Annotated in this window: 23 protein-coding genes and 2 tRNA genes; 16 read left to right on the top strand and 9 right to left on the bottom strand. The window is 35.5% G+C overall.

Annotated elements, in window-relative coordinates:
- Window positions 1-27: 27 nt before the first annotated feature.
- Together CINF_RS05785 and CINF_RS05780 are read right to left on the bottom strand one after the other, a co-directional pair.
- A complete protein-coding gene (locus CINF_RS05785) occupies window positions 28-1,896 on the bottom strand; it encodes a hypothetical protein (protein WP_179974835.1) in 1,869 nt (622 codons plus the stop codon).
- A 230-nt stretch (window positions 1,897-2,126) separates the two neighbouring features.
- On the bottom strand, window positions 2,127-4,709 hold the full coding sequence (locus tag CINF_RS05780) for an ATP-dependent Clp protease ATP-binding subunit (protein WP_179974834.1): 2,583 nt from the start codon (window positions 4,707-4,709) through the stop codon (window positions 2,127-2,129).
- Between the two features lie 211 nt (window positions 4,710-4,920).
- On the opposite strand from CINF_RS05780, the gene CINF_RS05775 reads away from it, so the two are divergent.
- From CINF_RS05775 to CINF_RS05745, 7 genes are all read left to right on the top strand, one after another.
- Window positions 4,921-6,234: a S41 family peptidase gene (locus CINF_RS05775; RefSeq protein WP_179974833.1), complete on the top strand. Its 1,314-nt coding sequence runs from the start codon at window positions 4,921-4,923 to the stop codon at window positions 6,232-6,234.
- Complete coding sequence (gene purC, locus CINF_RS05770) at window positions 6,221-6,937, top strand: phosphoribosylaminoimidazolesuccinocarboxamide synthase (RefSeq protein ID WP_178695407.1); 717 nt, start codon at window positions 6,221-6,223, stop codon at window positions 6,935-6,937. Before CINF_RS05775 ends, purC begins: the two co-directional genes overlap by 14 nt.
- Before the next feature lie 207 nt (window positions 6,938-7,144).
- Window positions 7,145-7,384, top strand: coding sequence for a phosphoribosylformylglycinamidine synthase subunit PurS (purS, locus tag CINF_RS05765; RefSeq protein WP_178695405.1), 240 nt, complete (start codon window positions 7,145-7,147; stop codon window positions 7,382-7,384).
- Window positions 7,377-8,054, top strand: coding sequence for a phosphoribosylformylglycinamidine synthase I (purQ, locus tag CINF_RS05760; RefSeq protein ID WP_179974832.1), 678 nt, complete (start codon window positions 7,377-7,379; stop codon window positions 8,052-8,054). Before purS ends, purQ begins: the two co-directional genes overlap by 8 nt.
- On the top strand, window positions 8,048-9,319 hold the full coding sequence (locus CINF_RS05755) for a hypothetical protein (RefSeq protein WP_179974831.1): 1,272 nt from the start codon (window positions 8,048-8,050) through the stop codon (window positions 9,317-9,319). The genes purQ and CINF_RS05755 overlap by 7 nt, the downstream gene beginning before the upstream one ends.
- 24 nt (window positions 9,320-9,343) lie before the next feature.
- Window positions 9,344-10,039, top strand: a complete 696-nt coding sequence (locus CINF_RS05750; protein ID WP_179974830.1) for a lysophospholipid acyltransferase family protein — start codon at window positions 9,344-9,346, stop codon at window positions 10,037-10,039.
- Window positions 10,040-10,139: 100 nt separating this feature from the next.
- Window positions 10,140-11,483: a class II 3-deoxy-7-phosphoheptulonate synthase gene (locus CINF_RS05745; protein WP_178695397.1), complete on the top strand. Its 1,344-nt coding sequence runs from the start codon at window positions 10,140-10,142 to the stop codon at window positions 11,481-11,483.
- Between the two features lie 76 nt (window positions 11,484-11,559).
- Here the strand turns inward: CINF_RS05745 and CINF_RS09140 are convergent, their stop codons facing one another.
- On the bottom strand, window positions 11,560-12,525 hold the full coding sequence (locus tag CINF_RS09140) for a YbaK/EbsC family protein (protein ID WP_179974829.1): 966 nt from the start codon (window positions 12,523-12,525) through the stop codon (window positions 11,560-11,562).
- 102 nt (window positions 12,526-12,627) lie between these two features.
- On the opposite strand from CINF_RS09140, the gene CINF_RS05735 reads away from it, so the two are divergent.
- The 3 genes from CINF_RS05735 (at window position 12,628) to CINF_RS05725 (ending at window position 16,393) form a co-directional block, all read left to right on the top strand.
- Entirely contained in the window at window positions 12,628-13,188 is a 561-nt protein-coding gene (locus CINF_RS05735; protein WP_179974828.1) for a molybdopterin-guanine dinucleotide biosynthesis protein B, read from the top strand.
- Window positions 13,189-13,310: 122 nt separating this feature from the next.
- On the top strand, window positions 13,311-15,500 hold the full coding sequence (locus CINF_RS05730) for an NADP-dependent isocitrate dehydrogenase (RefSeq protein ID WP_179974827.1): 2,190 nt from the start codon (window positions 13,311-13,313) through the stop codon (window positions 15,498-15,500).
- A complete protein-coding gene (locus CINF_RS05725) occupies window positions 15,500-16,393 on the top strand; it encodes a lactate/malate family dehydrogenase (RefSeq protein ID WP_179974826.1) in 894 nt (297 codons plus the stop codon). The genes CINF_RS05730 and CINF_RS05725 overlap by 1 nt, the downstream gene beginning before the upstream one ends.
- 134 nt (window positions 16,394-16,527) lie before the next feature.
- Here CINF_RS05725 and CINF_RS05720 read toward each other — a convergent pair whose 3' ends face one another.
- The 4 genes from CINF_RS05720 to queF form a co-directional block, all read right to left on the bottom strand.
- Window positions 16,528-17,352, bottom strand: a complete 825-nt coding sequence (locus CINF_RS05720; protein ID WP_179974825.1) for a carbon-nitrogen hydrolase family protein — start codon at window positions 17,350-17,352, stop codon at window positions 16,528-16,530.
- Between the two features lie 87 nt (window positions 17,353-17,439).
- Window positions 17,440-18,249 carry a diaminopimelate epimerase gene (gene dapF, locus CINF_RS05715; protein WP_179974824.1) on the bottom strand — a complete coding sequence of 270 codons (810 nt, stop codon included), beginning with the start codon at window positions 18,247-18,249 and terminating at the stop codon, window positions 17,440-17,442.
- Complete coding sequence (locus tag CINF_RS05710; RefSeq protein WP_178695383.1) at window positions 18,246-19,553, bottom strand: HD domain-containing protein; 1,308 nt, start codon at window positions 19,551-19,553, stop codon at window positions 18,246-18,248. The genes dapF and CINF_RS05710 overlap by 4 nt, the downstream gene beginning before the upstream one ends.
- 8 nt (window positions 19,554-19,561) lie before the next feature.
- Window positions 19,562-19,996, bottom strand: coding sequence for a preQ(1) synthase (gene queF / locus CINF_RS05705; protein WP_179974823.1), 435 nt, complete (start codon window positions 19,994-19,996; stop codon window positions 19,562-19,564).
- 90 nt (window positions 19,997-20,086) lie between these two features.
- Between queF and CINF_RS05700 the strand changes: the two genes are divergently transcribed.
- The 5 genes from CINF_RS05700 (at window position 20,087) to CINF_RS05680 (ending at window position 22,741) form a co-directional block, all read left to right on the top strand.
- Window positions 20,087-20,632, top strand: a complete 546-nt coding sequence (locus CINF_RS05700; protein ID WP_179974822.1) for a DJ-1 family glyoxalase III — start codon at window positions 20,087-20,089, stop codon at window positions 20,630-20,632.
- A gap of 307 nt (window positions 20,633-20,939) precedes the next feature.
- Window positions 20,940-21,716 carry a hypothetical protein gene (locus CINF_RS05695; RefSeq protein ID WP_179974821.1) on the top strand — a complete coding sequence of 259 codons (777 nt, stop codon included), beginning with the start codon at window positions 20,940-20,942 and terminating at the stop codon, window positions 21,714-21,716.
- The gene (locus CINF_RS05690) at window positions 21,713-22,216 is read left to right on the top strand and encodes a Tle-like phospholipase domain-containing protein (RefSeq protein WP_179974820.1); all 504 of its coding nucleotides are present in this window, start codon (window positions 21,713-21,715) and stop codon (window positions 22,214-22,216) included. The genes CINF_RS05695 and CINF_RS05690 overlap by 4 nt, the downstream gene beginning before the upstream one ends.
- A 64-nt stretch (window positions 22,217-22,280) precedes the next feature.
- The gene (locus CINF_RS05685) at window positions 22,281-22,490 is read left to right on the top strand and encodes a hypothetical protein (RefSeq protein ID WP_179974819.1); all 210 of its coding nucleotides are present in this window, start codon (window positions 22,281-22,283) and stop codon (window positions 22,488-22,490) included.
- A 20-nt stretch (window positions 22,491-22,510) separates the two neighbouring features.
- Entirely contained in the window at window positions 22,511-22,741 is a 231-nt protein-coding gene (locus CINF_RS05680) for a hypothetical protein (protein ID WP_179974818.1), read from the top strand.
- Between the two features lie 404 nt (window positions 22,742-23,145).
- Here CINF_RS05680 and CINF_RS05675 read toward each other — a convergent pair whose 3' ends face one another.
- Together CINF_RS05675 and CINF_RS05670 are read right to left on the bottom strand one after the other, a co-directional pair.
- A complete protein-coding gene (locus CINF_RS05675) occupies window positions 23,146-23,418 on the bottom strand; it encodes a hypothetical protein (protein WP_178697215.1) in 273 nt (90 codons plus the stop codon).
- A gap of 272 nt (window positions 23,419-23,690) precedes the next feature.
- Window positions 23,691-23,776: transfer RNA gene (locus CINF_RS05670), tRNA-Leu, on the bottom strand.
- A 103-nt stretch (window positions 23,777-23,879) separates the two neighbouring features.
- Here CINF_RS05670 and CINF_RS05665 point away from each other — a divergent pair.
- Window positions 23,880-23,955 (top strand) — tRNA-Ala (locus CINF_RS05665).
- The last annotated feature ends 37 nt before the right edge of the window (window positions 23,956-23,992 follow it).

Raw genomic sequence — 23,992 nt, 5'->3', positions numbered from 1 at the left:
AAATTAAAATTTTAATCCCGCTATCTTTTAAGCCCAAATTTTAAGTGGCTTTGGATAAAATTTCTCTTTTTCATCTATGACGCTTTGGGCGTTTTGGCTGTTTTGTGCTTCATTTTGCGTTTTGGTGTAAATTTGATTTACAACTATGCTTTTGCCCTCTTTGGTTCTAAGGATAAAAAGCTTGCCGTTTGTGGTTTTTTGGATTAGCTCCACGCCTAAATCTTTTAGGGATTTTTCTTCTAATTTGCCTGTGGTTTCATTTTTGATTTTAACCACGCTCACGCTTAAATCTATTTTTTCATTTAGCTCTTTTTCATCCATAAAATCAGCATTTACATTTAATGCCTCGTTAAAAGCCTTGCCGCTGTCTTTGTAAAGCTTGCTTACATTTATTTCTCTGCCGCTATTAAATCTAAGCGTAAAAGTGCCGTTTTCATTTATTCTTATAGCAGTTAGCGAATCTGTATCTATTAGCATATTTGCTGCGGCTTTTTTATCTGTTTCAAAGCTATCTTTTACTTTTTGGAGATTTTCTAGGCTAAATTTTAAGCCAGTTGCAGCGGTAAAATCACGCTCTGCTGATAACATAACGGCTGATTTTACATTTTGGTATTTTGCCCTTGTTTCATCATCAAGTGTGCTTAAATATTTATTTTTATTGTTAATCTCATTCATGTAATCATTATATAAGTTTATAAATCTAGTGTATTGCTGATTTTGATAAGAATCGACATCTTCATCTCTCCAAGTAACCTTGTTATTTAAAATGTCGTATTCGTTATTCAAGCTAAAATTTGTAGTTCTTCCACGACCGATAGCAAAGCCTAGCTCTTCTAATCTATAATTTCCATCAACACCTTGTTTGGCATAAGCAAGCCCAGTAAGCCCGTAATATTCGCCATCAGCATTACGCTTTGGTTTGATTTGTATCCAGCCATCTTTATCAGCTAGTTTTGCAAGCTCTTTTATATCATCATCATTCATACTTTCATATCTTACCTCAGCTTTAAACATATGATATGGATTATAATCTTTTACTCTTTGTAAGCATCTCTCATATATATCCATATCTTTGTAGTTATCCTTTGTTGCTTTAAATTTTTTAATGGCATTTTCTTTGCTATCTATAAATTCTTTTAAATCTATGCTATCAACCACATCGCCAAGTTTTTTGATGATTTTATTACCATCTTTATCATAAGCTCTTATTTTTAATTTATCAAAATACATATCATTTTTATCTACAAAGCCATTGCCATCGCTATCAAATCTAAAAAGCTGAGCGTTTTTGCTAAGAGTGCCAACATATGTATCGTTTTCATCTACAAAGCCATTACCATCGCTATCAAAATAAAAAAGCTGAGTATTTTTGCTAAAAATACCATCATTGTCAGCTAAATCCAAAAATATCTCAGCCTTGCCAAATTTTGTATTAATTAAATTTGAGTTTGCATAAGAGTTTAGATAGGTTTCATGTGGGATTTGATAATACTCATAATAGTCTGCTTCCATAAAATATCCATTGTCAAATGTTGGGTAATAACAGTCCTCTATGTATGTACCCCTTCTTGTTTTAAATACATCCTCAGCAACGAGCATATCTGAGAAACCAAATGTTGTTTTATATAAAAAACCATTTAAGATGCTTAGTGTTTGACTAACCATAAACTTATCTAATGCTTCTTCTTTGGTGTATGTCTTTGAGCAATATTTTTGGATTGTATTTATGTCACCATAATAAAAGTTATGATAATCACAAGGCTCTATTTTATCGCCAAGTCTATTGATATTTTCACCTTGTTTTATTTGCTGCAAGGGAGTGTTTGGATCAATTTTTGGTAATTTATAATTAGTTTGTATGTTTAGCGTGTGCGTAGTTAGTGAGCTTATATTCATTTTTTATCCTTTGTGGTAGCTTTAACTTTGTGCTACTTAAAAAGCGCAAGCTAAATAAATTGCACATCGCGCTTTGAAATTTTAAATATCGCATAAATCGGCAAGCAAACAAAAAACTTTATATAAAATGTAAAAATATTGTGAAATTTTTGAAATACTAAAATTTTAGAAATTTTAAAATTTAAAAGCAGTTTTAGCTAAAAATTAGTTAAAACTGCCTAAGAAAATAATTATTTAGTGATGATTATTTCATCATCTTTGGCGCTTATTTTAATATCATCGCCGTTTTCAAGCTCGCCTTTTAAAATCATATTAGCTAATTTATCCTCAACTAATTCATAAAGCGCGCGTCTAAGCGGTCTAGCCCCATAAACAGGCTCAAAGCCAGCTTTTGCGATTAGCTCTTTTGCGCTTTCATCTAGGTTTGCTTTTATGCCACGATTATTTAGCACGGCTTGTAAGTCTTTAAACATTATATCCACGATATTACAAAGCTGAGTTTGACCCAAGGGATTAAAAATAATTATATCATCAAGGCGATTTATAAACTCAGGCTTAAAGTAATTTTTAAGCTCAGCTTTAACGGCAATTTCTCGCTCATTTTTTTGATTTTGCCCGCTCAATTCGCTAATTATAGAGCTTGCGATATTGCTTGTTAGGATAATTATTGTGTTTTTAAAATCAACCGTTACGCCTTTATTATCAGTTGCTCGCCCATCATCTAAAATCCCTAAAAGTATGTTAAACACATCAGCGTGCGCTTTTTCTATTTCATCAAATAAAAGCACGCTATAAGGCTTACGGCGCACGGCCTCGCTTAATTGTCCACCCTCATCATACCCAACATATCCTGGAGGCGCACCAAGTAGCCTTGATACGCTGTGTTTTTCCATATATTCGCTCATATCAAAGCGAACGAGCGCTCGCTCATCATCAAATAAAAATTTCGCCAAGGCCTTTGCGCTTTGGGTTTTGCCAACCCCAGTTGGGCCTAAAAATAAAAAGCTACCTATTGGCCTTGAAAGGCTACTAAGTCCTGCTTTATTGCGTTTGATAGCCCTTGAAAGCGCATCTAGGGCATCATCTTGTCCAACTACGCTTTGCCTTAAATATTCTTTTATATTTAAATATTTTTCTTGTTCGCTAGTTAGCATTTTGCGCACGCTAATGCCAGTCCATTTACTTAAAATTTCAGCCACTAAATCCTCATCAACTTCATTTTTAAGCAAAACTCCATCTTTTTTCATTTGTTCCCATTTTGCTTCTAGCTCTGTAATTTTGGCTTGCGCTGATGGGATTTTAGAATACTCTATCTCAGCTGCTTTTTCAAAATTGCTAGCTCTTTTTGCTAGCTCGGCTTCGTTTTTTAGGCTGTCTATGCTTTTTTTATTCTCGCTAATAGCATTAAATACAGCTTTTTCGTTTTCAAATCTCGCGGTTAAGGTATTTTTCTTTTCATTTAAATCGGCGCTTTGTTTTTCGATTTGGGCTAATCTTTCATCGTTTTTAGCATTATTTTCCATTTTTAGGGCTTCTTTTTCTACGCTTAGAGTTTCTATTTCTCTTTTAATGCGTAAAAGCTCAAATGGCTCGCTTTCTATTTGCATTTTTAGCTCAGAGGCTGCTTCATCTATTAAATCAATAGCCTTATCAGGCAAAAATCGCCCGCTAATATAGCGATCGCTTAGCTTAGCAGCTGCTACTAGCGCGCTATCTGCTATTCTTACGCTATGGTGGACCTCTAAGCGATCTTTGATCCCGCGAAGTATTTGTAAGGCTTCATTTACGCTTGGCTCTTTTACATTTACTGGCTGAAATCTACGCTGTAAGGCAGCGTCTTTTTCAAAATATTTGCGGTATTCTTTAAGCGTGGTAGCACCAACTGTGTGTAATTCTCCGCGCGCAAGTGCTGGTTTTAGGATATTTGCAGCGTCCATACTGCCCTCACTAGCACCAGCGCCTACGATGGTGTGAATTTCATCTATAAATAATATTATATTACCAGCTTTTTTTACTTCATCAATTACGGCTTTAAGGCGATCTTCAAATTCCCCACGGTATTTAGAGCCTGCTATTAATGCGCTCATATCAAGGGCTACTACTTTTTTATTTGCAAGACTTGTTGGCACTTGTTTTTTTACGATTAACTGCGCCAAACCCTCTACAATAGCCGTTTTGCCAACGCCAGGCTCACCTAATAAAATAGGGTTATTTTTTGTTTTGCGTATTAAAATTTGCATCATACGCGTAATTTCTTCATCTCTGCCTATTACAGGATCAAGCTCTCCATCAAGTGCTTTTTTGCATAAATCCACGCCAAATTTATTTAAGCTATCAAGCGTTTCATCGCCGCTTTGGCTAGTTATTTTAGCGCCAGCTCTTAAAGCTTGAAGTTCTTTTTTTAATTCGCTTAAATCTATGTATTTTTTTAAGGTGCTATTGAGTGGTTCGCTATCAAGATTACTGATAATCCAAGTATCAAGTGCTATGTAGCTGTCGTTTAATTCAAGCATTAATGCGCGCGCTTTTTCTAGGCTACTAAGCAATTCTTGGCTTATTTGCATGTTGTTTTTATCTACATTTGAGCTGGTTGGCATATTTGCGATTTGCGATTTAATATCAAGCAAAATCGCTTCTTTACTAACATCAAATTTATTAAAAATTTGATTTAGCACAGAACTTGAATCACTAACTATCGCCCATAAAAAGTGCAAGCTAGTGATTTGAGCGTGCTTGCTACTAATGGCTAGCGATGCTGAATTATCAAGCATAGAGCGTGTTTGATTAGTTAAAATTTCTAAGATATTTGCCATGTTTTCTCCTTTAAGCTTTATAAGGCGCGCATTATATAACTTTAGTCTATCTTTGTCAAGGTTTTTGATAAAATTTAGCACTTATATTATTAGAGTGCTAATAAAATTTTAAAATTTACAAATTTTAGAGAGTAGATTAAGGCAAAATTTACTATAAATTTAGTTTGTTTTTTGTAAAATGCGCGCTTTATTGTAAGGCAAAGGATAGATTATGAGATCATTTTTTGGAGCTTTTGGCTTTTTTTTGGCTTTTAGCTTAGGTATTCTTTCGCATTTAAGCGCGCAAACTCCGCAAGAAAAACGCCTAGAAGCATTAAATAAGCTTACTAAAACCATGGCTGTGGTAGAAAAATATTATGTAGATGATTTAAATTTCACACAAATTGCTGATAAAACAATCTCAGGCCTACTTAGTAATTTAGACGCGCATTCAAGCTATCTTGATGAAAAAGGCGTTAAAGAAATGCAAATTCAAACCACGGGTGAGTTTGGCGGGCTTGGTATAACAATAGGCGTAAAAGACGGCGCCTTAACCGTTATTTCGCCTATTGATGATACCCCAGCGTTTAAAGCTGGCATAAAAGCTGGCGATGTGATTTTGCGCATAAATGGCGAATCTACATTAGGCATTTCAACAGATGAGGCCGTAAGCAAAATGCGAGGCAAGCCTAAAACAAATGTAAAGCTGACCATAGTTCGCAAAAGCGAGAAAAAACCGCTGGAATTTGATATCACGCGAGATATTATTAAAGTAGAATCTGTCGTGGCAAAGCATATAGAAAATGAAAATTTGCTTTATTTGCGCGTAAGTAATTTTGATGAGCATGTAACGCAAAAAGCTACAGAATTTATCAATAAAAATAAAAATGTAAAGGGAATTATTTTGGATTTGCGAAATAATCCTGGCGGGTTATTAAACCAAGCTGTTGAGCTTACTAATTTATTTGTAGATGATGGCGTAATAGTAAGCCAAAAAGGGCGCAACACCGAAAAAAATGAAATTCACAAGGCAAAGGCTAATAAAAAAATCACAAATCTGCCCCTGGCCGTGCTAGTAAATAATGGCTCAGCAAGTGCTAGCGAGATAGTTAGTGGTGCTTTGCAAGATTTAAAACGCGCCATAGTAGTTGGTGAAAATACCTTTGGCAAGGGTAGCGTGCAAATGATACTAGCTGTTGATGATAAAGAGGCCATTCGCCTAACTGTGGCAAGGTATTATCTGCCAAGCGGGCGCACTATTCAAGCTGTTGGCGTTAGCCCTGATGTGCTAGTTTATCCTGGTAAAGTGCCAAATGATGATAATGGTTTTAATATAAAAGAAAGCGACCTTAAACAGCATTTAAAAAGCGAACTTGAAAAAATTTCAAATAAAAAAGAAAAAATAAAAGATGATAAAAATATAATCACTCAAAGCGCCATTTATGATGATATTCAGCTAAAAACAGCTATTGATACCATCAAAATAATGCAAAAATTACAAAAAACAGATGAAAACCCACAAGGAGAAAAAAATGCAAAAAGATAAAATGATCTATGAGGGCAAAGGCAAAAAAATGTGGAGCGTCTTAGGCGAGCCTGATTTATTAATAGCTGAGTTTAAAGACGATTTAACAGCCTTTGATGCTACAAAAAGGGGCAATGAAAGTGGCAAAGGCGCGCTAAATAATAAAATTTCAACCGAGATTTTTAAGCTTTTGATGAATGCGGGCATAAAAACTGATATGCTCCAAAGCATCAGCGATACCGAGCAAGTGGTGAAAAAATGCGAGATAATCCCGCTTGAAGTAATCGTGCGAAATATCGCAACGGGCAGTCTTACAAAACGCCTTGGCATTAGCGAGGGCAAAATTTTGCCTTTTGCTTTGGTGGAGTTTTGCTATAAAGATGATGCCTTGCATGATCCTATTATAAATGATGAACACGCGATTTTATTGAATGCAAGCACGCAAGAAGATTTAAATTATATTAAAGATCAAGCGCGCAAAATCAATGAAATTTTAAAGCCATTTTTTGCTAGCAAGGGTTTAAATCTTGTAGATTTTAAAATTGAATTTGGGCGCGATAAAGATGGGCAAATAATACTAGCTGATGAGATTAGCCCTGATAGTTGTCGCTTTTGGGATATTAAAACCGGCCAAAAAATGGATAAAGATATTTTCCGCCAAGATATAAATGGTGGCAGCATAAAAGTAGCTTATGAAGAAGTTTTAAAAAGAATTTTAGGCTAAGAAATTTTAATAAATAATAGCGCCAAATAATCCTTAATGCTTGGCAAAGGCGGTAATTGCTAGCAAATTTTAAAAATATTTTATTATCAAAATATAAAATAAATTGAGTTTGGATTGTTTTGCTAGGTGGCGTGGATTTATTTGTGTTGGGGATTATTTGGTTTTAATCGCTCAAAATCACAAGATAAAATTTTAAAAAGGACAAAAATGCAAGTTAAAATAAATGTATTTTTAAAAGACGGAGTGCTAGATCCTGCTGGCAAGGCAGTGCGCCACGCTCTAACTTCGCTAAATTTTAAAGGCATAGAAGATGTGCGCATTGGCAAGCAAATTATTATAGATTTTACACAAACCCCAAGCAAAGCGGAGCTAAAAAAAATGTGTGATGAATTGCTAGCAAATCCTGTGATTGAAGATTATGAAATTTTAGAGAATGGCGATGAGTAGCGCATTTAAAGTAGCAATAATTACTTTCCCTGGCACGAATTGTGAGCAAGATAGCAAATATGCTTTTAGCCTGCTTGGCTGCGATGTTAGCGTGTATTGGCATACGCAAACAAATATCAATGCGGATTTAATTGTATTGCCTGGTGGTTTTAGCCACGGGGATTATTTGCGAACGGGCGCTATTGCAAAATTTAGCCCAGCTATGAGCGCTGTAATCTCGCACGCTAAAAAAGGTGGCAAAATTTTAGGTATTTGCAATGGCTTTCAAATGCTTTTAGAGCTAGGACTTTTGCCAGGGGCTATGCTCAAAAATGAAAGTATGAGTTTTATTAGCAAATTTACGCATATTAAAGTAATATCAAATAACAATGCCTTTTTAAAATTTTGCGATAATGGCGAAATTTTAAATATCCCAGTAGCTCACGGCGAGGGCAATTATTATGCTGATAAAATCACATTAAAAGCCTTAGAAGATAATGAGCAAATTTTATTAAGATATTGCGATAAGGCCGGTAATATTTGTGATTTAAACGGCTCACAAATGCAAATTGCTGGCATTTGTGATAAAGCAAAAAATATTTTTGGGCTTATGCCACACCCTGAGCGCGCTTGCGAGAGCATTTTAGGTGGTGATGATGGATTAAAAATGCTAAAAGGTTTTCTTTGTTAAAAATAATTTTTAGCTTAGTGTGGGTTTTTGCTTGCGCGCTTTTAGCAAATGAACAAAGCATTTTTGAGTTAATGCAAGGCGAACAAACAGGCCAAAAAGCTAACCCGCAAATAAACACAAACTACAAACAATCAAACCCAGATAATTCAAGCCAAAGCAAATCAGCTAATTATTCTCTCCCATTAAATTTTGATGTTAGTGAAATTTCTGGCATCTTAGGCACTGACGAACCTGAGCCTACAAAAGATGAATTATACCAATACTCACATTTGGGCGATTTAGACATTACATTAAGTACCAGCGCACAAAGCGTTTATGTTTATGAGCCATTTTATATAGATGTGGTAGCGCATATGGCTGGTACTACAAGGCTAAATCCTAGTTTATCTATAAAAAGCAATGGCGCAAAATTGATAAATAAAAAAATTAATTTTACTGAGCTAGCACAAGGGGAATACTCCACTAGATTGTGGTTTGAGCTTACTTCACTTGATGCAAGCATTGATGAGATCGCTGTGGTTATGAAAAGAGGTGGCGAGCTAGTAAAACGCAGCGGTAAAGCACCCAAAATGCCCGCAATCACGCCGCTTGAACCAAAAGATGATTTTTGTAATGTGGTGGCTGATGAATTAATAATAAAAAGCATAAAAAGTTCAAAATTTAACGAGCTAAATAATTTAATTTTAATAAAATTAGAGGTAAGAAATGGCAATTTAAGTGAGTTTTCTTTACCAAAAAAATACCAAAAACAAGGCATTGAAAATTTAAAAGGCGACATAAGCTCAATGAGCGCAAATTATTTTATAATCAGCAATCAAGATGAAACAAATATAAAATTTAGCTACTTCAACGCCATCTCTAAAAGCTATAAAAGTTTTGATTTGCCAATTAAAATTAGTGGCGATAATCTTAGCACCCAAACGAACCTAAACCCAAAAACTAGCGAACTTGCCACATATAAAAGCATCATAATTTACGCAATTACCATAGTTTGCTTGCTTAGCTTTGTGCTTTGGCGCTCAATTTATGGCTTGATTTTAGGCATAATTTTTATCGTTTATGCGCTTTATGATGCTAGGCCTTTTAGTGAAGTAACAGTAAAGCCAAATACCGAAATTTCAATATTGCCGATGGAAAACTCCCGCATTTTTTACACCATTAAAAACGAGAAAAATCTAAAAATCCTAGGCACTTATAAAAACTACACTAAGGTTTTATTAGATGATGATAAAATAGGCTGGATACAAAATCAACGCATTAAATAAAACTTAAAATTTTAAAGTAGCAAAATGAAAATTTTAAATAAAATTACTAGCTTTTTTTTGCTTTTAGAGCTACTTTTTAGCATAGTTATCACAATCAGCATAATGTGCGTTTTGCCTAAATATCAACGCTCTTTAAGAAGATCTTGGGCTAAATCTCAGCGTAAAATTTTAGGCTATGAGATTAAAGAAATTGGCAAGCTGGATTTAAGCGCAAATCTTTATATTTTAAATCATCAAAGTATGCTTGATATAATGATTTTTGAAGAAATTCATCCAAAAGATATTTGCTGGATAGCCAAAAAAGAAATTGCTAAATTATTTTTCATAGGCAAAATGCTAAAAATCCCAAAAATGATAGCAATTGATCGCAAAAATCCGCGCTCAATGGCTTTAATCCTAAGCCAAGCAAAAGAACAAATCGCCCAAAATCGCCCCATTATGATTTTCCCAGAAGGCACTAGAAGCGATGGAGAAAGTATTTTAAAATTTCATAAAGGCGCTGATATTTTGGCAAAAAAATTACAGCTTAAAGTCCAGCCCATTGTAATAGCTGGTTCGCGCCATTTGCTAGATACCAAAAAGCTAAGCACGCGCCGTGGTAAGCTAGTAGTGGAGTATTTAGCCTTAGCAGATACTAGCGATGAGAATTGGCTACAAAAAGCAAGAATTGCTATGGAGCATTCTCTTAAAAAAAATCTAAAAGAACTAAATTTTAAATAAAATTTTATTAGTAATATCAGCTTATAAAATGCTTAAATTTATAAAAAAATAAGCAAACATCGATATAATCGCAAATTTTATAAAAATTAAGGATAAAAATATGCAATGGCAAAAAAATTCATGGCGAAATTTTAATATCTTACAACAACCAACCTACCCAGACCAAAACGCATTAAAAGCCGTAGAAACAAAGCTTGCTAGCTTGCCGCCGCTAGTATTTGCTGGCGAGGCTAGATCATTACAAAAAAGGCTAGCCTTAGTAAATGATGGCAAGGCTTTTTTGCTCCAAGGCGGAGATTGTGCTGAAAGTTTTGAAAATTTCAGCGCAAATGGCATTCGTGATACTTTTAAAGTGCTTTTACAAATGGCCATTGTGCTTACCTTTGCTGGCGGTTGCCCTGTGGTAAAAGTAGGGCGCGTAGCAGGGCAATTTGCTAAACCTAGAAGCAGCGACACGCAAACCATAGGCGATAAAACCTTGCCAAGTTACCGCGGCGATATCATAAATGGCTATGAGTTTGACGAGCAAGCGCGCGTGCCAGATCCTCAAAGAATGATTCAAGCTTATTATCAAAGCGCAAGCACGCTTAATTTATTAAGAGCCTTTTCAAGCGGAGGTTTGGCTGATTTGCGCGAGGTTCATCGCTGGAATTTAGGCTTTTTGAAAAATTCTAATTTAGATGAAAAATTTAAAAGCCTAAGCGATGCAATTACTCAAAGTTTGGACTTTATGGAGGCTTGCGGGATAAACTCTATAAACTCTCCAAGTCTTCGCCAAACCACGCTTTATACATCACATGAAGCGCTTTTACTTCCTTATGAAGAAGCACTTACGCGCATTGATAGTTTAAGTGGCGAGCCGTATTGTTGTAGTGCGCATATGCTTTGGATTGGTGAGCGCACGCGCGGAGTAAATGATGCTCACACGCATTTTTTAAGCGGGATTAAAAATCCACTAGGTTGTAAAATCGGCCCAAATGCCACAGCTAGCGATATAATCTCTTTGGCTAATATCCTAAACCCGCAAAATATCGCCGGCAGGCTAAATATCATAATTCGCATGGGCGCACAACTTTTAGAGCAAAATTTGCCGAAAATTTTAAATGAAATAAAAAAAGAAGGCTTAAATATCGTATGGAGTATTGATCCTATGCACGGCAATACCAAAACGGCCGCAAACGGATTAAAAACGCGCGATTTTTCAGCCATTATGCGCGAGGTGCGTTCGTTTTTTGAAATCCATAAGGCTTGTGGCACGGTAGCTGGTGGCGTGCATTTAGAGATGACAGGCCAAGATGTAACAGAATGCGTTGGCGGTAGTATCGGCATTAGCGAAGATCAGCTTCAAAACCACTACCAAACACAATGCGACCCAAGGCTAAATGCCGATCAAGCCTTAGAGCTTGCCTTTTTGATAGCTGATTTAGTAAAGGCTAGGGTTTAGATTAGCATTGCTTAGTAAATGAATGCGTGGTATTTATTTTACTAAGCAAGCATAAATTTTAATCTTTAAAGCAAGGCTAGCTTTTTAAATACTCCAAAACCTCGCTGGCATTTTTGCTAGGCTCACTTATGCGATCAAATCTTTTGATAATTTTTGCGTTTTTTATGATTAAAGTTTGGCGATGGTAAAAGTGTTTATTGTCTTTTGTTTTCATAGTTTCAAGGCTTAGAGGCTTTGCTAATTCAAGCTTTTTATCACTTATCATGGCTAAATTATTAAAAGCTAAGCCAAAGTTTTTGGCATTTTCAAAATCAAGCGTGCTAAGAGCGATTATTTCGTATCCTAATGCTTTAAATTCATTGTGAAATTTATTGTATTGCGCGCATTCATCGCTACATCCACTAAGCCCGCAAATACTAGCTGTTTCATCATCTAAGAGCTTTTTATGCTCGCCTAATTTTGGCAGGCAAACAAGCACGATTTTTTTATCGCGCAAAAGCTTTTTAAGACCTACAAGCTCGCCATTTAAAAATTTCGCATCCGTGATGGCTGGCGCAGGCTCGCTAGCAAAATGTATCACGCAAGGGCGCACGATGCGCTTATAATCATTTGCGCTCATTATGATAGAACGCTCCAAAAGCCCAGCATTAAAGGCGATTTGCTCATTGCGCTCTAACACGCCAGCATCTACAAAAAGCCTAAGTCGTTCATTAAAGCTAAAAGGCGGTATCGCGCCAAAAACGCAATCGCTAAGCTCGCTTACTTCTTTTGGGCTGGCAAGGCTTACTTTTTTTGCGTTTAACTGCCTTGCTAAGGCGTCTAAATCCGCGCTTTTATCGGCATTTAGCACGCATAAGGCATAAAATTTTTCTTGCTCATTTTTTACATGGCAAACCAAAGCCTTAGCACCTTGACTTAGCTTTGTGCCACGCACTTTTGCCACATCTGCTGATTTACCGCAAGGCTCATGCTCGATGATTTTAAAATTTGCTTGATTGGCCTTTAAAATTTCAACTATTTTGTTAAAAATTGCTTGCGACATAATTATCCTTTAAAATTTTAAAATTTCATAAAAGCCTACTTTATTAGACTTAAAAACTCTTTAAATTGGCTAAAATACGCGCCAAATTTTAAAAGGACAAAAATGAAAAGGCTTGGGGTTTGTTTTAGTGGGCGTTCAAATAGCGGTAAAACCACGCTTATTTTAAAAATCGCAAAAGAGCTAATTGCGCGTGGCTTTAAAGTGGCTATTATCAAGCACGATCCAGGCGATAAGGCTAGTTTTGGCGAGCCGCAAAAAGACAGCACGCGTTTTTTTAATGTGGGCGCGCAAGTTGCGGTGCTAAGCCCAAAACGCACAAGCATTTTTTTAAATCAAGGATTTTTTGGAGGCGAGGAGCGCATAAACTCGCTTCTTCATAATGCTAAAAAAGAACAATTCTCCACCCAAAATAACAGCAGCGAAGATGAATTAGGCGAGATTATAAGGCATTTTGGAGAGTTTGATTATTTGCTAGTTGAGGGCTTAAAATACTTGCCATTACCTAGAATTTGTGTGTTTAGAGATGAAATTGATGAAAGTTTTGTGCCTTTTGCCAATGCTTTTGCTACAAATTTAAAGCAAATAAAATTAAGCCCAAATTATGATTTAGATGATATTTCAGGGCTTATAAAATGGATAGATGCCAACGCAAAAAGGCTTTAAGTTTTGATTTATAAATTTTAATGGCTTAAAATTTTATAAATTTAAAAAAAGAAAAATTTTTACTCCCTTTTCATTAAAGATTTTGTGCTACAATCGCCAAAATTTTCACAAAAGGACACAAAATGAGTGATATCATTTACACTTACACCGATGAAGCCCCATTGCTTGCAACTTATTCGCTTTTTCCTATTATTAAAGAATACTTAAAACGCGCTAATGTTAGCATTGAAACTATGGATATTTCGCTAGCTGGTCGTATTTTGGCTAATTTCCCTGAGCATTTAAAAGACGAGCAAAAAGTGCCAAATTATTTAGAAATTTTAGGGCAATTAACACAAGATCCAAAAGCAAATATTATAAAACTACCAAATATTTCAGCCTCTATACCACAGCTAAATGCGGCTATTGCGGAGCTTCAAGCTAAGGGCTTTGAAGTGCCAAGCTACCCAGCCCAGCCAAAAAACGAAGCAGAAAATGAAATAAAAGAGCGCTATGCAAAAGTGCTTGGGAGCGCGGTAAATCCGGTTTTAAGAGAGGGTAATTCTGATAGGCGTTGTGCTAAGGCGGTAAAAGATTACGCTAAGGAATTTCCACACAAAAACGGCCCTTGGGATAAAAGCATTAAAACGCGCGTAGCACATATGAATGAGGGCGATTTTTATAGTAATGAAAAATCTTTAATCGCAAGCGAGGCCAGTGAGTTTAGTATAAGTTTTGAGAGCGAAAATGGGCAAAAAACATTGCTAAAAAGTGGCATTAAATTAAATAAGGGCGATATTTTGAGTGCCACATTTATGAGCGTTAGCGCGCTTGATGATTTTATTGAAAAAACCATTGATGAAGCTAAAAAAGACGATCTTTTATATTCTGTGCATTTAAAAGCTACGATGATGAAAGTAAGTGATCCTGTGATATTTGGGCATTTTGTAAAGATCTTCTTTAAAGAAATTTTTGCTGAGTTTGGTAGTGAGCTTAAAGATGTCGGTGTAAATGCTAATAATGGCTTAAAAGATCTTTTTGCAAGAATTGAAAATCTAAGCATAAAAGATAAAATAATCGCCAAATATAATGAAATTTTAAATATTCGCCCTGATCTTGCTATGGTAGATAGTGATAATGGCATAACAAACTTGCATGTCCCAAGTGATGTAATAATCGATAATTCAATGCCAAATATGATAAGAAATAGCGGTAAAATGTGGGATAAAAATGGCAATGAGCGCCAAAGTTTAGCTGTAATACCTGATAAAACTTATGCGACAATCTATGCTAGCATAATTGATGAGCTAAAAGCTAATGGCGCGCTAAATCCAGCAGTAATTGGCTCGGTTTCAAATGTGGGCTTAATGGCTAAAAAAGCCGAAGAATACGGCAGCCACGATAAAACTTTCATCGCTGAAAATGACGGCACATTTAGCATTAGTGATGGTAAAAATACTTTAAGTTTTGATGTAAAAAAAGGCGATATTTTTAGGGCAATGATAGCAAAAGATGAAGCTATTAAGGATTGGATTAAGCTAGCCATTACGCGCGCAAAGGCCACAAATAGCGCGGCGATTTTTTGGCTAGATGAAAAACGCGCCCACGATAATAATATGATAAAAATCGTGCGCGAAGAGCTAAATAAACACGATACAAGCGCGCTTGATATTAGTATTTTAGAGCCAAGTGCTGCTATGAAAAAAAGCCTAGAAATTATTAGAGCAGGTAAAGACGCCATAAGCGTTACTGGCAATGTTTTGCGCGATTATTTAACTGATTTATTTCCTATTATGGAGCTTGGCACGAGCGCAAAAATGCTTTCAATCGTGCCTTTGCTTAATGGTGGCGGTTTATTTGAAACAGGTGCTGGTGGCTCAGCACCTAAAATCGCCCGCCAGTTAATAGATGAAAATCATTTGCGCTGGGATAGTTTGGGCGAGTTTTTAGCTCTTGGGGCAAGCTTAGAGCATTTAGCAAACACAAGTGGCAATAAAAACGCAAATGTGCTAGCTAGCACGCTAGATAAAGCAATATCAAGCTATCTTAAAAACGATAATTCCCCGCGTAAAAAAGTTGGCGAAAACGACAACCGCGGTTCGCATTTTTATCTAGCATTTTACTGGGCTAATGAGCTAGCAAATAGCGAACTGGGCGCAAATTTTAAAGCTTTGGCGCAATTTTTAAATGAAAATAAAGACCAAATCATTGCTCAATTAAACGCTAATCAAGGCGGTAGCGTGGATTTGGGCGGATATTATAAATTAAACGATGAAAAAACAACGAGTATAATGCGCTCATCTAAAATTTTCAACGAAGCCCTAAGCAAATAATGAAAATAGCGATGATTGGTGCCGGCAATGTCGGCGCAAGTGCTGCTTTTTTATTGCTTAGCCATAAAATCGCAAAAGAGCTTGTTTTACTCGATATTAACGCGAATTTAGCAAAAGGCAAAGCATTAGATTTAGCCCAAAGTGCCACCTTGCTTGATATAAACGCAAAAATACAAGGTGGCGATGATTATAAAATGCTAAAAAATGCTGATATTTGCGTGCTAACGGCTGGTTTTGCTAGAAAAGATGGGCAAAGCCGCGATGAGCTAGCTAGCAAAAACGCAAGCATAGTGAGTTTGTGGGCAAGCAAAATTGCCAAATTCGCGCCAAAAAGCGTAATTATCGTAGTTACAAACCCGCTTGATGTGATGGTTAGCGTGGCTTTAAAATTTAGCGGTTTTGAAAAAGAGCGTGTGCTTGGTATGGCCGGAGAGCTTGATAGTGCGCGTTTAAAATACGAAATAGCCACGCATTTTGGACTTAAAAATAGCGATGTAAGCGCGCAAATGTTTGGCGAGCATGGGCAAAGTATGTTCGCGCTAAATGCTAGCGTGCGTGGGCGCAAAATCAGTAAAAATGAGCTTTTACATTTAGAAAATCAAGCAAAAATCGGCGGAGCAAAATTTATTGCTTTGCTTGGTACTAGCGCGTTTTATGCGCCCTCAGCTGGTATTTTTAAAATGTGTAAGGCTTTAAAATCCAAAAATGGCACGGAGTTAATTTGCTCCATTGGAGATGAAAACGGGGTAGCTTGCGCTCAAATTTTAAAATTTGGCAAAAAAATTAAAATTATAAACGCAAAATTAAACGCCATTAAAGCCAAAAAATACGCACAAGCTTATGCGGCAATTAAGCAAAATTTACTAAATTTAGAAAATTTATCCCATAAATAAATTAAAATTTAGCGCACTTTTGGCTAAAAGTTGCGCTTGAAATTTTAAGATTTTTGACTAAAACTTACTAAATAAATTAAAATTTTATTTTATTAGCGCGTCTTTTATCAAATTTGCTTTAAAATTTATAAATTTTAAATATTTTCTTTGTAGCTTTCAAGGTTGCGAGCGATTTGGCTAAAACACCAAATGCGCCGTGCTTGCGCGATTTCGCTTTTGCTTATTTTACAAATTAGCATACCTTCTTTTTCATCTAGTTTTTGGCTGATTTGCCCGTTAGGATTTATAAGCATACTATCGCCGTAAAACTCGCTTATTACTTCTTTTTGGCCTTCTTTAAACTTTGCTTTACCAAGGCGATTTGCCCGCAAAATATACGCATTATATCTAAACGCTTGCGAGCTTAGCATATTTGCCCAGCGCAGACTAGAATCAAGCGTGCAAGCACTAGGAATTAGCACGCAATCAACGCGCTTGGCAGCAATTTCGCGCCAAAATACATCAAAATGTGCTTCAAAGCCAAAAATATTAGCAAACTTAAACCCATCAACGCTAAAACTTGAAATATCAATGTTTTTGGCTGTTTTAAAAAAATTATTTTCATTCCAATGCGAATAGGGCATTAAAGCGTTCGCAAGCTTGTATTTAACGCTATTTGGGCTAAATCTTGCTATGGCTTTTATATAATCTTTACCGCGCACTAAAATAATTGGAGCGATGATGATTAGTTCGTATTTTGCTGCCATTGCTTGTAAGGCTGTGCGTTTTTGCTCGCTTTGTTCTTTTATCATTGAGCCTGGCATTTTGATAAGTTCGGTAAAAAATGTATTTAGCACATATTCGCCCAAAAGCACGATTTTTGCGCCATTATCCTTAGCAAGCTTTAAATAATAATCAATCCTTGAATCACTAAGTGGTAAAGTGCCAAGCTGTAAGGCACAAAGGGTTAGATCTAGCATTTTAATCCTTTTTTAAAATTTATGAAATTTTAAGCTATTTAAAGCGAAATTTTAAAATTTATGCTAAACAAAGCTAGCACAAGCAGGCTAGAAAATAGCATCAAAGCATTTTATAACCGCGCCCTTAAAATAAATTTTTTCATCAAAACGCAAAAATAATTCTTCATTTGATTTTGGGCGCACGCTAATTTGATTTTTTACAAGGCCTAGCTCAAATGCCGCATAAAAGCTTGCTGCCATACCCGTTCCACAAGCCATAGTTTCATTTTCTACGCCACGCTCATAGGTGCGCACTGCGATATTTTGGCTATCTTTAATAAGGGCAAAATTTACATTTGCGTTATGTTTTTCTCGCATTTTTTTGGCTAAATCTAAATCAAAATCGGCTAAATTTTGAATGAAAGTGATTAAATGTGGCACACCCGTATCGTAAAAATGCCAAGTTTTGCCGTTTTCATCAAAACTTTGACTTAGTTTTTTTGGATTTGTTAGTGCAACTTCTACAAGCATTGAATTAGCAGTGTCCAAAGGCTCTTGGGCTAAGTTTTTGTTAGGATTTTCATTTGTAGTTTCATCGGCAAAAACCTGAGCGTTTATGATCCCAGCGCCTGTTTTAAGGCGAAGTTTTTGGCCTGTTAGGCCTTGCATATACGCATACAGCCCAGCAGCGCGCGAGCCATTACCACACATTAAAGCTTGCGAGCCATCGCTATTGTAAAACTCCCATCTAATATCGCAATTTTCATCATTTGCTGGCAAAATTACTATCAGCCCATCAGCACCTACGCCACTAAATCTATCACATAATTTTTTTGCAAGCGCACTTCTATTGCCAGCTAAAAAGCTTGAAAATATAATAAAATCATTACCGCTTGCGTTATATTTACTAACTATCATAAATTAACTCCAAAATGCTCTTTAAAATCCTTACAGATTTGTAAAAAATCCACGCCCTCTACATTTGAGAGCTTCTCAAAACTGCTCAAAACACCTTTAAAGCCGTTTTTTAGCTCAGCATTGCTAACGCCATAGCTAATTGAAATTCCAGCTTCAAAAAAGGCCGCTAGTTTATCACAAGCTTTTAAAGCCTTGCCATCGATGGCGCAAAATTTATTTTCATTATAAGCACTAAGCGAGCCACTAATTGCTATGCCTTGGGTATTTGTGCTTAAAATTCTATTTTCAAACTCATCTTTTATGTAAATTTTTTCGTCTTTTAAATGCCCTAAAATTTCGTCTAATTCGCATTCATCGCCATTAAAATTTGGCAAAATTTGCTCTTTTAAGCTTTGCTTTTGTCTAACGCCTAAAATATAGGCAAACTCAGCTCTAAGTTTTTCAGATACTAGCGGTAAAATTTTTTCATCAATCAAGCGCATTTCGTATTCATTTATAATGGCATCAAGCCCGCTGACGCCGTATTTTACGGGGCTTATAATATCTCTTGTTAAGCTTTCTGGTAAATCGTGAAATAAAGCGCAAAAAAAGTTATTTTCAAGCCTTGTGCTACACGCATTGACTTTAAGTGAATAAAAATAGCTCAAAATCGCCACAACCAACATATGCCCAAGCACGCTAGTTTGCGGTATGCGCTGAGTTTGCGCCCAACGCTTTTGAAAGCGCAATCGCCCACTTAAATCCACAAGGCGCGCAAGCTTTTGATTCATCGCTATTTGGCGCACGCCAGCAAATTCGCTATAATCTTCTAATTCTTCATTTACCTTTGCTTTTAATTCTTTAATATCGCTTAAAAATTTGCTGGTTTGATAGACTATATTAAACTCCCAGCGCGTAGCCAAGTAGCTTGCGGCTTTTAAAATTTTACGCTCTTTTTGGTGTAGGTTTGGCTCTTTTAAATAATTTTGTAAGCGTTCTATAAAGCCATCATCAAGTCCTTCAATTATTGGTGAAATTTTACTTAGCACCCATTCGTTTAGCTCATTGGCTTTGTTTTTTTGAATGTAGTGTAAGACATCAGGGCGGATATCAGTAATTACCACACGACTTAAAAAATCAAAAATAGCACATTCAATTAGCGCATTCATATCCAATCCGCCCTCGATTTTGGCTAAAAAATATGCAATTATCGCCTTGTGTGATTGCTTGTCTAACTCGCTTAAATCCATCATTTTTGGGTAGTCATTCCAGCGCGAAATGCTAGCTGCTTTAAAAATATGCTCTATTAGTTTTGCATTTATCATTTTTGCCCTTAAAAGCTATGAATTTTTTGTTTTTTAAATGTTTGGCATAAATTATAAGGATTTTGTGCGTTTTGGTTTGAATCTAGTTCTATTACGGTATGGACATTACCGCGGGGGTTAAACTCCATTTTTAAATGTAAATATTTTGGGGCTAATTTATTTAATAAGAGTTCAAAAATTTCATTTGCTGAGTTTTCGTGGCTTATATGGCGATTGCGAAAGCTATTTATATAAAGCTTTAAGGCTTTAAGCTCTACTACAAGGGCATTTGGCACATAATCAATGTAAATTTTAGCAAAATCAGGATAGCCTGAGCGCGGACACAAACATGTAAATTCCAGCAAGCTTATACGCATCATATAATCATACTTTGTGGTATTTTCCCACAGCTCAAAATCCTTATCTATATCAAAATTTGCGATTTCTTTTTCTCCGTATTTCATCTTAGTCCTTTAAAATTTGCGCGCTATTCTAGCTAAATTTTATGCTTTTAGGCTATAATTTCAGCTTATTTTAATTTTTTGGAGGTTTTTATGGCAAATGTGGCTGTTATTTTAGCTCAGGGTTTTGAAGAGATCGAAGCAATTAGCGTTATTGATGTTTTAAGGCGTGGCGGGGTTAATGTTTTGGCTCTTGGGCTTGATGGGCTTGAAATTAAAGGCGCTCATGGGCTTAGCGTGATGGCTGATGGGCTTTTTGAAAAGACAGATTTTGGCCAAATTGATATGATTATTTTACCAGGTGGCTTGCCTGGTGCTGATAATCTAGCTAAAAATACGCGCTTAAAAGAGCTTTTGGCTGATTTTAATGCTAAGGGCAAAAAACTTGGCGCAATTTGTGCTGCGCCTATGGTGCTAGGGCGCGCAGGCACCATTAGCGGGGCTTATACTTGTTATCCTGGGTTTGAAAGCCAGGTTAGTCAAGACGCACCAAGCCAGGATAATGTGGTTACAAATATGAATATCACAACATCTCGCGGCCCAGCAACTGCTATGGAGTTTGCCCTAGCGTGCCTTAGCGAGCTAACAAGCAAGCAAAACGCTGATGAAATCGCTAAGGGATTGTTATTTAATAAATAAAATTTTAATTATTTTTTTTGTTTTATGCGTTTTTGTTCTAGTTATTAACTTAGCTAGAACAAAATTTTAAATTTTAAAAAGACAAATAATCATTTAATCAAACAAAAAATTAGCTAGCTATTTTAATGCTAGCAAAAATCTACATTATGAAATTTTAATATAAACAGCTAAAAAATATCAACTTATTATTTATTGTTAGCTTTGCTTGGTGCGCTGTTTGGAAATTTTAATTTTTTGGTAACGATATAAGATTTAGTTAAAATACGGCTTTGCTTTTTTAAATAATTTTTTAAAGGAATTTTATTTTATGATTTTTTTGATAATTATTCTTATGTTTGTGCCTTTTTGTGTTTTGCTTGCTTATTTGTATGCTTATGTGCTTTTTGGCGTACTAAATCTTAGTAAAAGGCTTAGCGTAAAAATAGGCTTTTTGGTTTTTTATGCGATTTTTACTTTGCTTATTTTATATTTTGGCTTTGGGGCTGCGTTATTTCTTGCCGTGCCTGTAATGATTTTATCCATACTAATACTTAAAAGAAAGCAATACTTTATAAATTTTACAAAATTAAGGCTAGCAATAGCAAGCGCGTGCCTTTTAGTGTATGCTTGGCAGCTTGAAGTGCCACAAAAGGTAATAATGTATATAATGGTAAAAACATCGCAAGTGCCAGAAATAATTATTTTTGACAATAACTACACGGTTCAGGTCAGTGAAAATAAAATCGATGGTTTTGGTTATATGAAAAGTAATTTTTTTGCTCCCCCATCTAGCGAATTTAAAAAATGTATAGATAATGTAGATTTTTGTTCATCGTTACCAGTTAAAAGACTTTTTAAAAATATTTATGTGTATGAATCTATCAAGGCAAATGAAGAAAATGATTTAAGTAAGAGAAAAAAAGTAGGTGTTATTTATGGCTTGTATTATGCTAAGCCACTATTAGCTAGATTACCTATTTATGGACACTATCCTACTCACTACCGATTTTATGATTTAAAATCAGGCTCGTGGTCGCAATTAGATGAAGAATTTGAATTATTGCTTAGCGCATTAAAACAACATCAAAAAGGAGAAAAAAAATGAAAAATGTTACACTAACAAATGTTAAGGATTTTGCCTTTTTAGCAAACAAGGCTTATGCCTCAGAGTCAGAGATAAAAAATGAACAACAAAGCAATAAAGATATTGGCAATAATTATGCTGTTTATAACCCTGCTACAAATTCTAGTTTTGAAGTTATCGACCAAATTAATGAAAAATCAAAATTTTTTGGAGTTGATACTGGTGGTTTTAGTGCAACTGTGTTTAAAGATACAAACACAAACGAATATGTTATAGCCTTTCGTGGCAGTAATGATGCACAAGATTATCGTGATAATTTAATAATGGGAGCTACTAGCACAGGCTTGCTTGGTGATGTTACAAATAAGCAATTTAGTCAAGCTTTTGCTTTTGCTAGTGAGCAAATAGCTAGAATACAAGCACAAAACCCAGATGCTAAAATAAGCATAGCAGGGCATTCATTAGGCGGAAGCTTAGCACAATATATGCTTATAAGACAGGGCATAATGGTGATAAAATAGCTTTTAAATCAAGCTGGGTAGAATGTGGATTTTGGAATTTATTAAAAACAATCAAAGGCAAAAAATGAATGAAAATGAAATGCTAAATGATAAGCCAATTTTTGTGGCAAAAAGCAGGATTTTTCACGGTTTGATACTAGTTGCGACAGGCTTAATGATGGCTTTGGTTATCTATTTTTTGGCACAAGAGCCAAAAGCCAATAAGCTAAAACAAGTGGTTGGTTGTTCTGTGTTGGATTGTTTGGTGTATTTGGAGTTGGCTTTCTTGATATAACGCTTATATTTAAAAAAATTATGCTTTTTGATGATAGGATAGAGGTTTATTGCCTAAATAAGGTTATAGTTAGGGCATATAGCCAGATAAAAAGCTTTAAGCTTTTTGAATACGAGCTGACAAAAAACTTGATTTTAGAGTGTGAACCAAAATTTATGCACGCTTACCTAAGCGGCATTCTTTTACACAAAAACGAGCTATATAAAATAAAAGAAATTTTAATTAAAAAAGGAGTAAAAAACAATGGCTGATTCAAAAGATATAGCTATGGCAGGTTTTAGTGGGTATATAGCATTTACTGGAACATTGGCTGAGCAAGCTTAGAGTAATAATGCGCAATGGTGAAAAGCTACCTTATATAGGGAAAATCTTTGCCGTTACAGATGGAGTTATTACTGGATGTTTTGATAAAAATGGTAATGCCCAGAAGGCACAAAAAATTTTATTTAATTTTGTGATGCTTAAATGAGCGTATTTAATACTTTTATCCTATTATAGATTTAGTTAAACATCATTAAAGATTATAAAAAGTTTGCTAACTACACACCATTAATATAGCAAATAAAATTTTACTTTTAAAATTACTAGTTAATTTAAAACAAATAAAGCCTTTTTGTAAATTCGCCTTTTCGCATCTTAAATTTCTTAAATCGCCCTACCTTTGCGGACTTAAAAGCATAAAAGAAAAAAGCAGTTTGTTTATTAAATTAGTATTTGAGTTTAACACCGCATTTATTAGCATTTTTATGCCGTCCTCATCTAGCTCGAAATCATCTGTAATCAGCCCTTTGTGATGAACACATTTTTTGTTTTCTAGGATTTTATTTAGCTCTGTTTTAACTAGCATTAAGAAATCGTAATTTTGTATAAGTTGCTTTCTTTTAGCTACTAATAAAATATGATTTAATACCGAAATATTTTTTCTCATTTTTACCGCTTGCGTAGCAAAAAGCATAAAGCCTATTTGTTGTATTTACGGGGTATTGCGTGGGTGCAGACTGATTTTTACCATCGTGTTTTAGAGCGTTTAGCTGTGGGTTATTAGTTTAGGCATTATTATCCTTTTAGGCTTTATTAACATTGGTTAAAAAACTTGGTAAAGTAGTGTAAATTAAAAAAAGCTTACAAAAAACTAAAAGCTATGAAACGATGAAATAAAAATGCTTAAAAAGAATTATAGAAAATCAATAAATATAGCAGTGGTGCCCAGAACCGGACTTGAACCGGTACAGCCAAAAGGCCGAGGGATTTTAAGTCCCTTGTGTCTACCATTCCACCACCTGGGCGTATTTTTACAAAAAAGGCTGTAATCATACCAAAACAAAACTTAAAATTAGCAAAAAAAGCAAAATTTAAGCTCATATGCGCTACAATCACAATCTTTTTTGCGGGGCCATAGCTCAGCTGGGAGAGCGCTTGAATGGCATTCAAGAGGTCGGCGGTTCGATCCCGCTTGGCTCCACCATTTTTATCTTAACTCAGCTTAACGCGCTATATTCATT

The organism is Candidatus Campylobacter infans (assembly GCF_013416015.1).
Classification (GTDB): Bacteria; Campylobacterota; Campylobacteria; order Campylobacterales; family Campylobacteraceae; genus Campylobacter; species Campylobacter infans.
The sequence above is the reverse complement of the archived record's forward strand: the minus strand, read 5'-3'. Positions and strand labels throughout refer to the sequence as shown.

What these genes read in the sequence shown, in the direction of transcription:
- purC (WP_178695407.1), top strand. Translation starts at nt 6,221, where the DNA reads ATGCAAAAAGATAAAATGATCTATGAGGGCAAAGGCAAAAAAATGTGG.
- CINF_RS05700 (WP_179974822.1), top strand. Translation starts at nt 20,087, where the DNA reads ATGGCAAATGTGGCTGTTATTTTAGCTCAGGGTTTTGAAGAGATCGAA.
- CINF_RS05710 (WP_178695383.1), bottom strand. Translation starts at nt 19,553, where the DNA reads ATGATAAATGCAAAACTAATAGAGCATATTTTTAAAGCAGCTAGCATT.
- purQ (WP_179974832.1), top strand. Translation starts at nt 7,377, where the DNA reads ATGAGTAGCGCATTTAAAGTAGCAATAATTACTTTCCCTGGCACGAAT.
- CINF_RS05745 (WP_178695397.1), top strand. Translation starts at nt 10,140, where the DNA reads ATGCAATGGCAAAAAAATTCATGGCGAAATTTTAATATCTTACAACAA.
- CINF_RS05735 (WP_179974828.1), top strand. Translation starts at nt 12,628, where the DNA reads ATGAAAAGGCTTGGGGTTTGTTTTAGTGGGCGTTCAAATAGCGGTAAA.
- dapF (WP_179974824.1), bottom strand. Translation starts at nt 18,249, where the DNA reads ATGATAGTTAGTAAATATAACGCAAGCGGTAATGATTTTATTATATTT.
- CINF_RS05780 (WP_179974834.1), bottom strand. Translation starts at nt 4,709, where the DNA reads ATGGCAAATATCTTAGAAATTTTAACTAATCAAACACGCTCTATGCTT.
- queF (WP_179974823.1), bottom strand. Translation starts at nt 19,996, where the DNA reads ATGAAATACGGAGAAAAAGAAATCGCAAATTTTGATATAGATAAGGAT.
- CINF_RS05685 (WP_179974819.1), top strand. Translation starts at nt 22,281, where the DNA reads ATGAATGAAAATGAAATGCTAAATGATAAGCCAATTTTTGTGGCAAAA.
- CINF_RS05695 (WP_179974821.1), top strand. Translation starts at nt 20,940, where the DNA reads ATGATTTTTTTGATAATTATTCTTATGTTTGTGCCTTTTTGTGTTTTG.
- CINF_RS05730 (WP_179974827.1), top strand. Translation starts at nt 13,311, where the DNA reads ATGAGTGATATCATTTACACTTACACCGATGAAGCCCCATTGCTTGCA.
- CINF_RS05720 (WP_179974825.1), bottom strand. Translation starts at nt 17,352, where the DNA reads ATGCTAGATCTAACCCTTTGTGCCTTACAGCTTGGCACTTTACCACTT.
- CINF_RS05785 (WP_179974835.1), bottom strand. Translation starts at nt 1,896, where the DNA reads ATGAATATAAGCTCACTAACTACGCACACGCTAAACATACAAACTAAT.
- CINF_RS05680 (WP_179974818.1), top strand. Translation starts at nt 22,511, where the DNA reads ATGCTTTTTGATGATAGGATAGAGGTTTATTGCCTAAATAAGGTTATA.
- CINF_RS05675 (WP_178697215.1), bottom strand. Translation starts at nt 23,418, where the DNA reads ATGAGAAAAAATATTTCGGTATTAAATCATATTTTATTAGTAGCTAAA.
- CINF_RS05725 (WP_179974826.1), top strand. Translation starts at nt 15,500, where the DNA reads ATGAAAATAGCGATGATTGGTGCCGGCAATGTCGGCGCAAGTGCTGCT.
- CINF_RS05775 (WP_179974833.1), top strand. Translation starts at nt 4,921, where the DNA reads ATGAGATCATTTTTTGGAGCTTTTGGCTTTTTTTTGGCTTTTAGCTTA.
- CINF_RS09140 (WP_179974829.1), bottom strand. Translation starts at nt 12,525, where the DNA reads ATGTCGCAAGCAATTTTTAACAAAATAGTTGAAATTTTAAAGGCCAAT.
- purS (WP_178695405.1), top strand. Translation starts at nt 7,145, where the DNA reads ATGCAAGTTAAAATAAATGTATTTTTAAAAGACGGAGTGCTAGATCCT.
- CINF_RS05690 (WP_179974820.1), top strand. Translation starts at nt 21,713, where the DNA reads ATGAAAAATGTTACACTAACAAATGTTAAGGATTTTGCCTTTTTAGCA.
- CINF_RS05750 (WP_179974830.1), top strand. Translation starts at nt 9,344, where the DNA reads ATGAAAATTTTAAATAAAATTACTAGCTTTTTTTTGCTTTTAGAGCTA.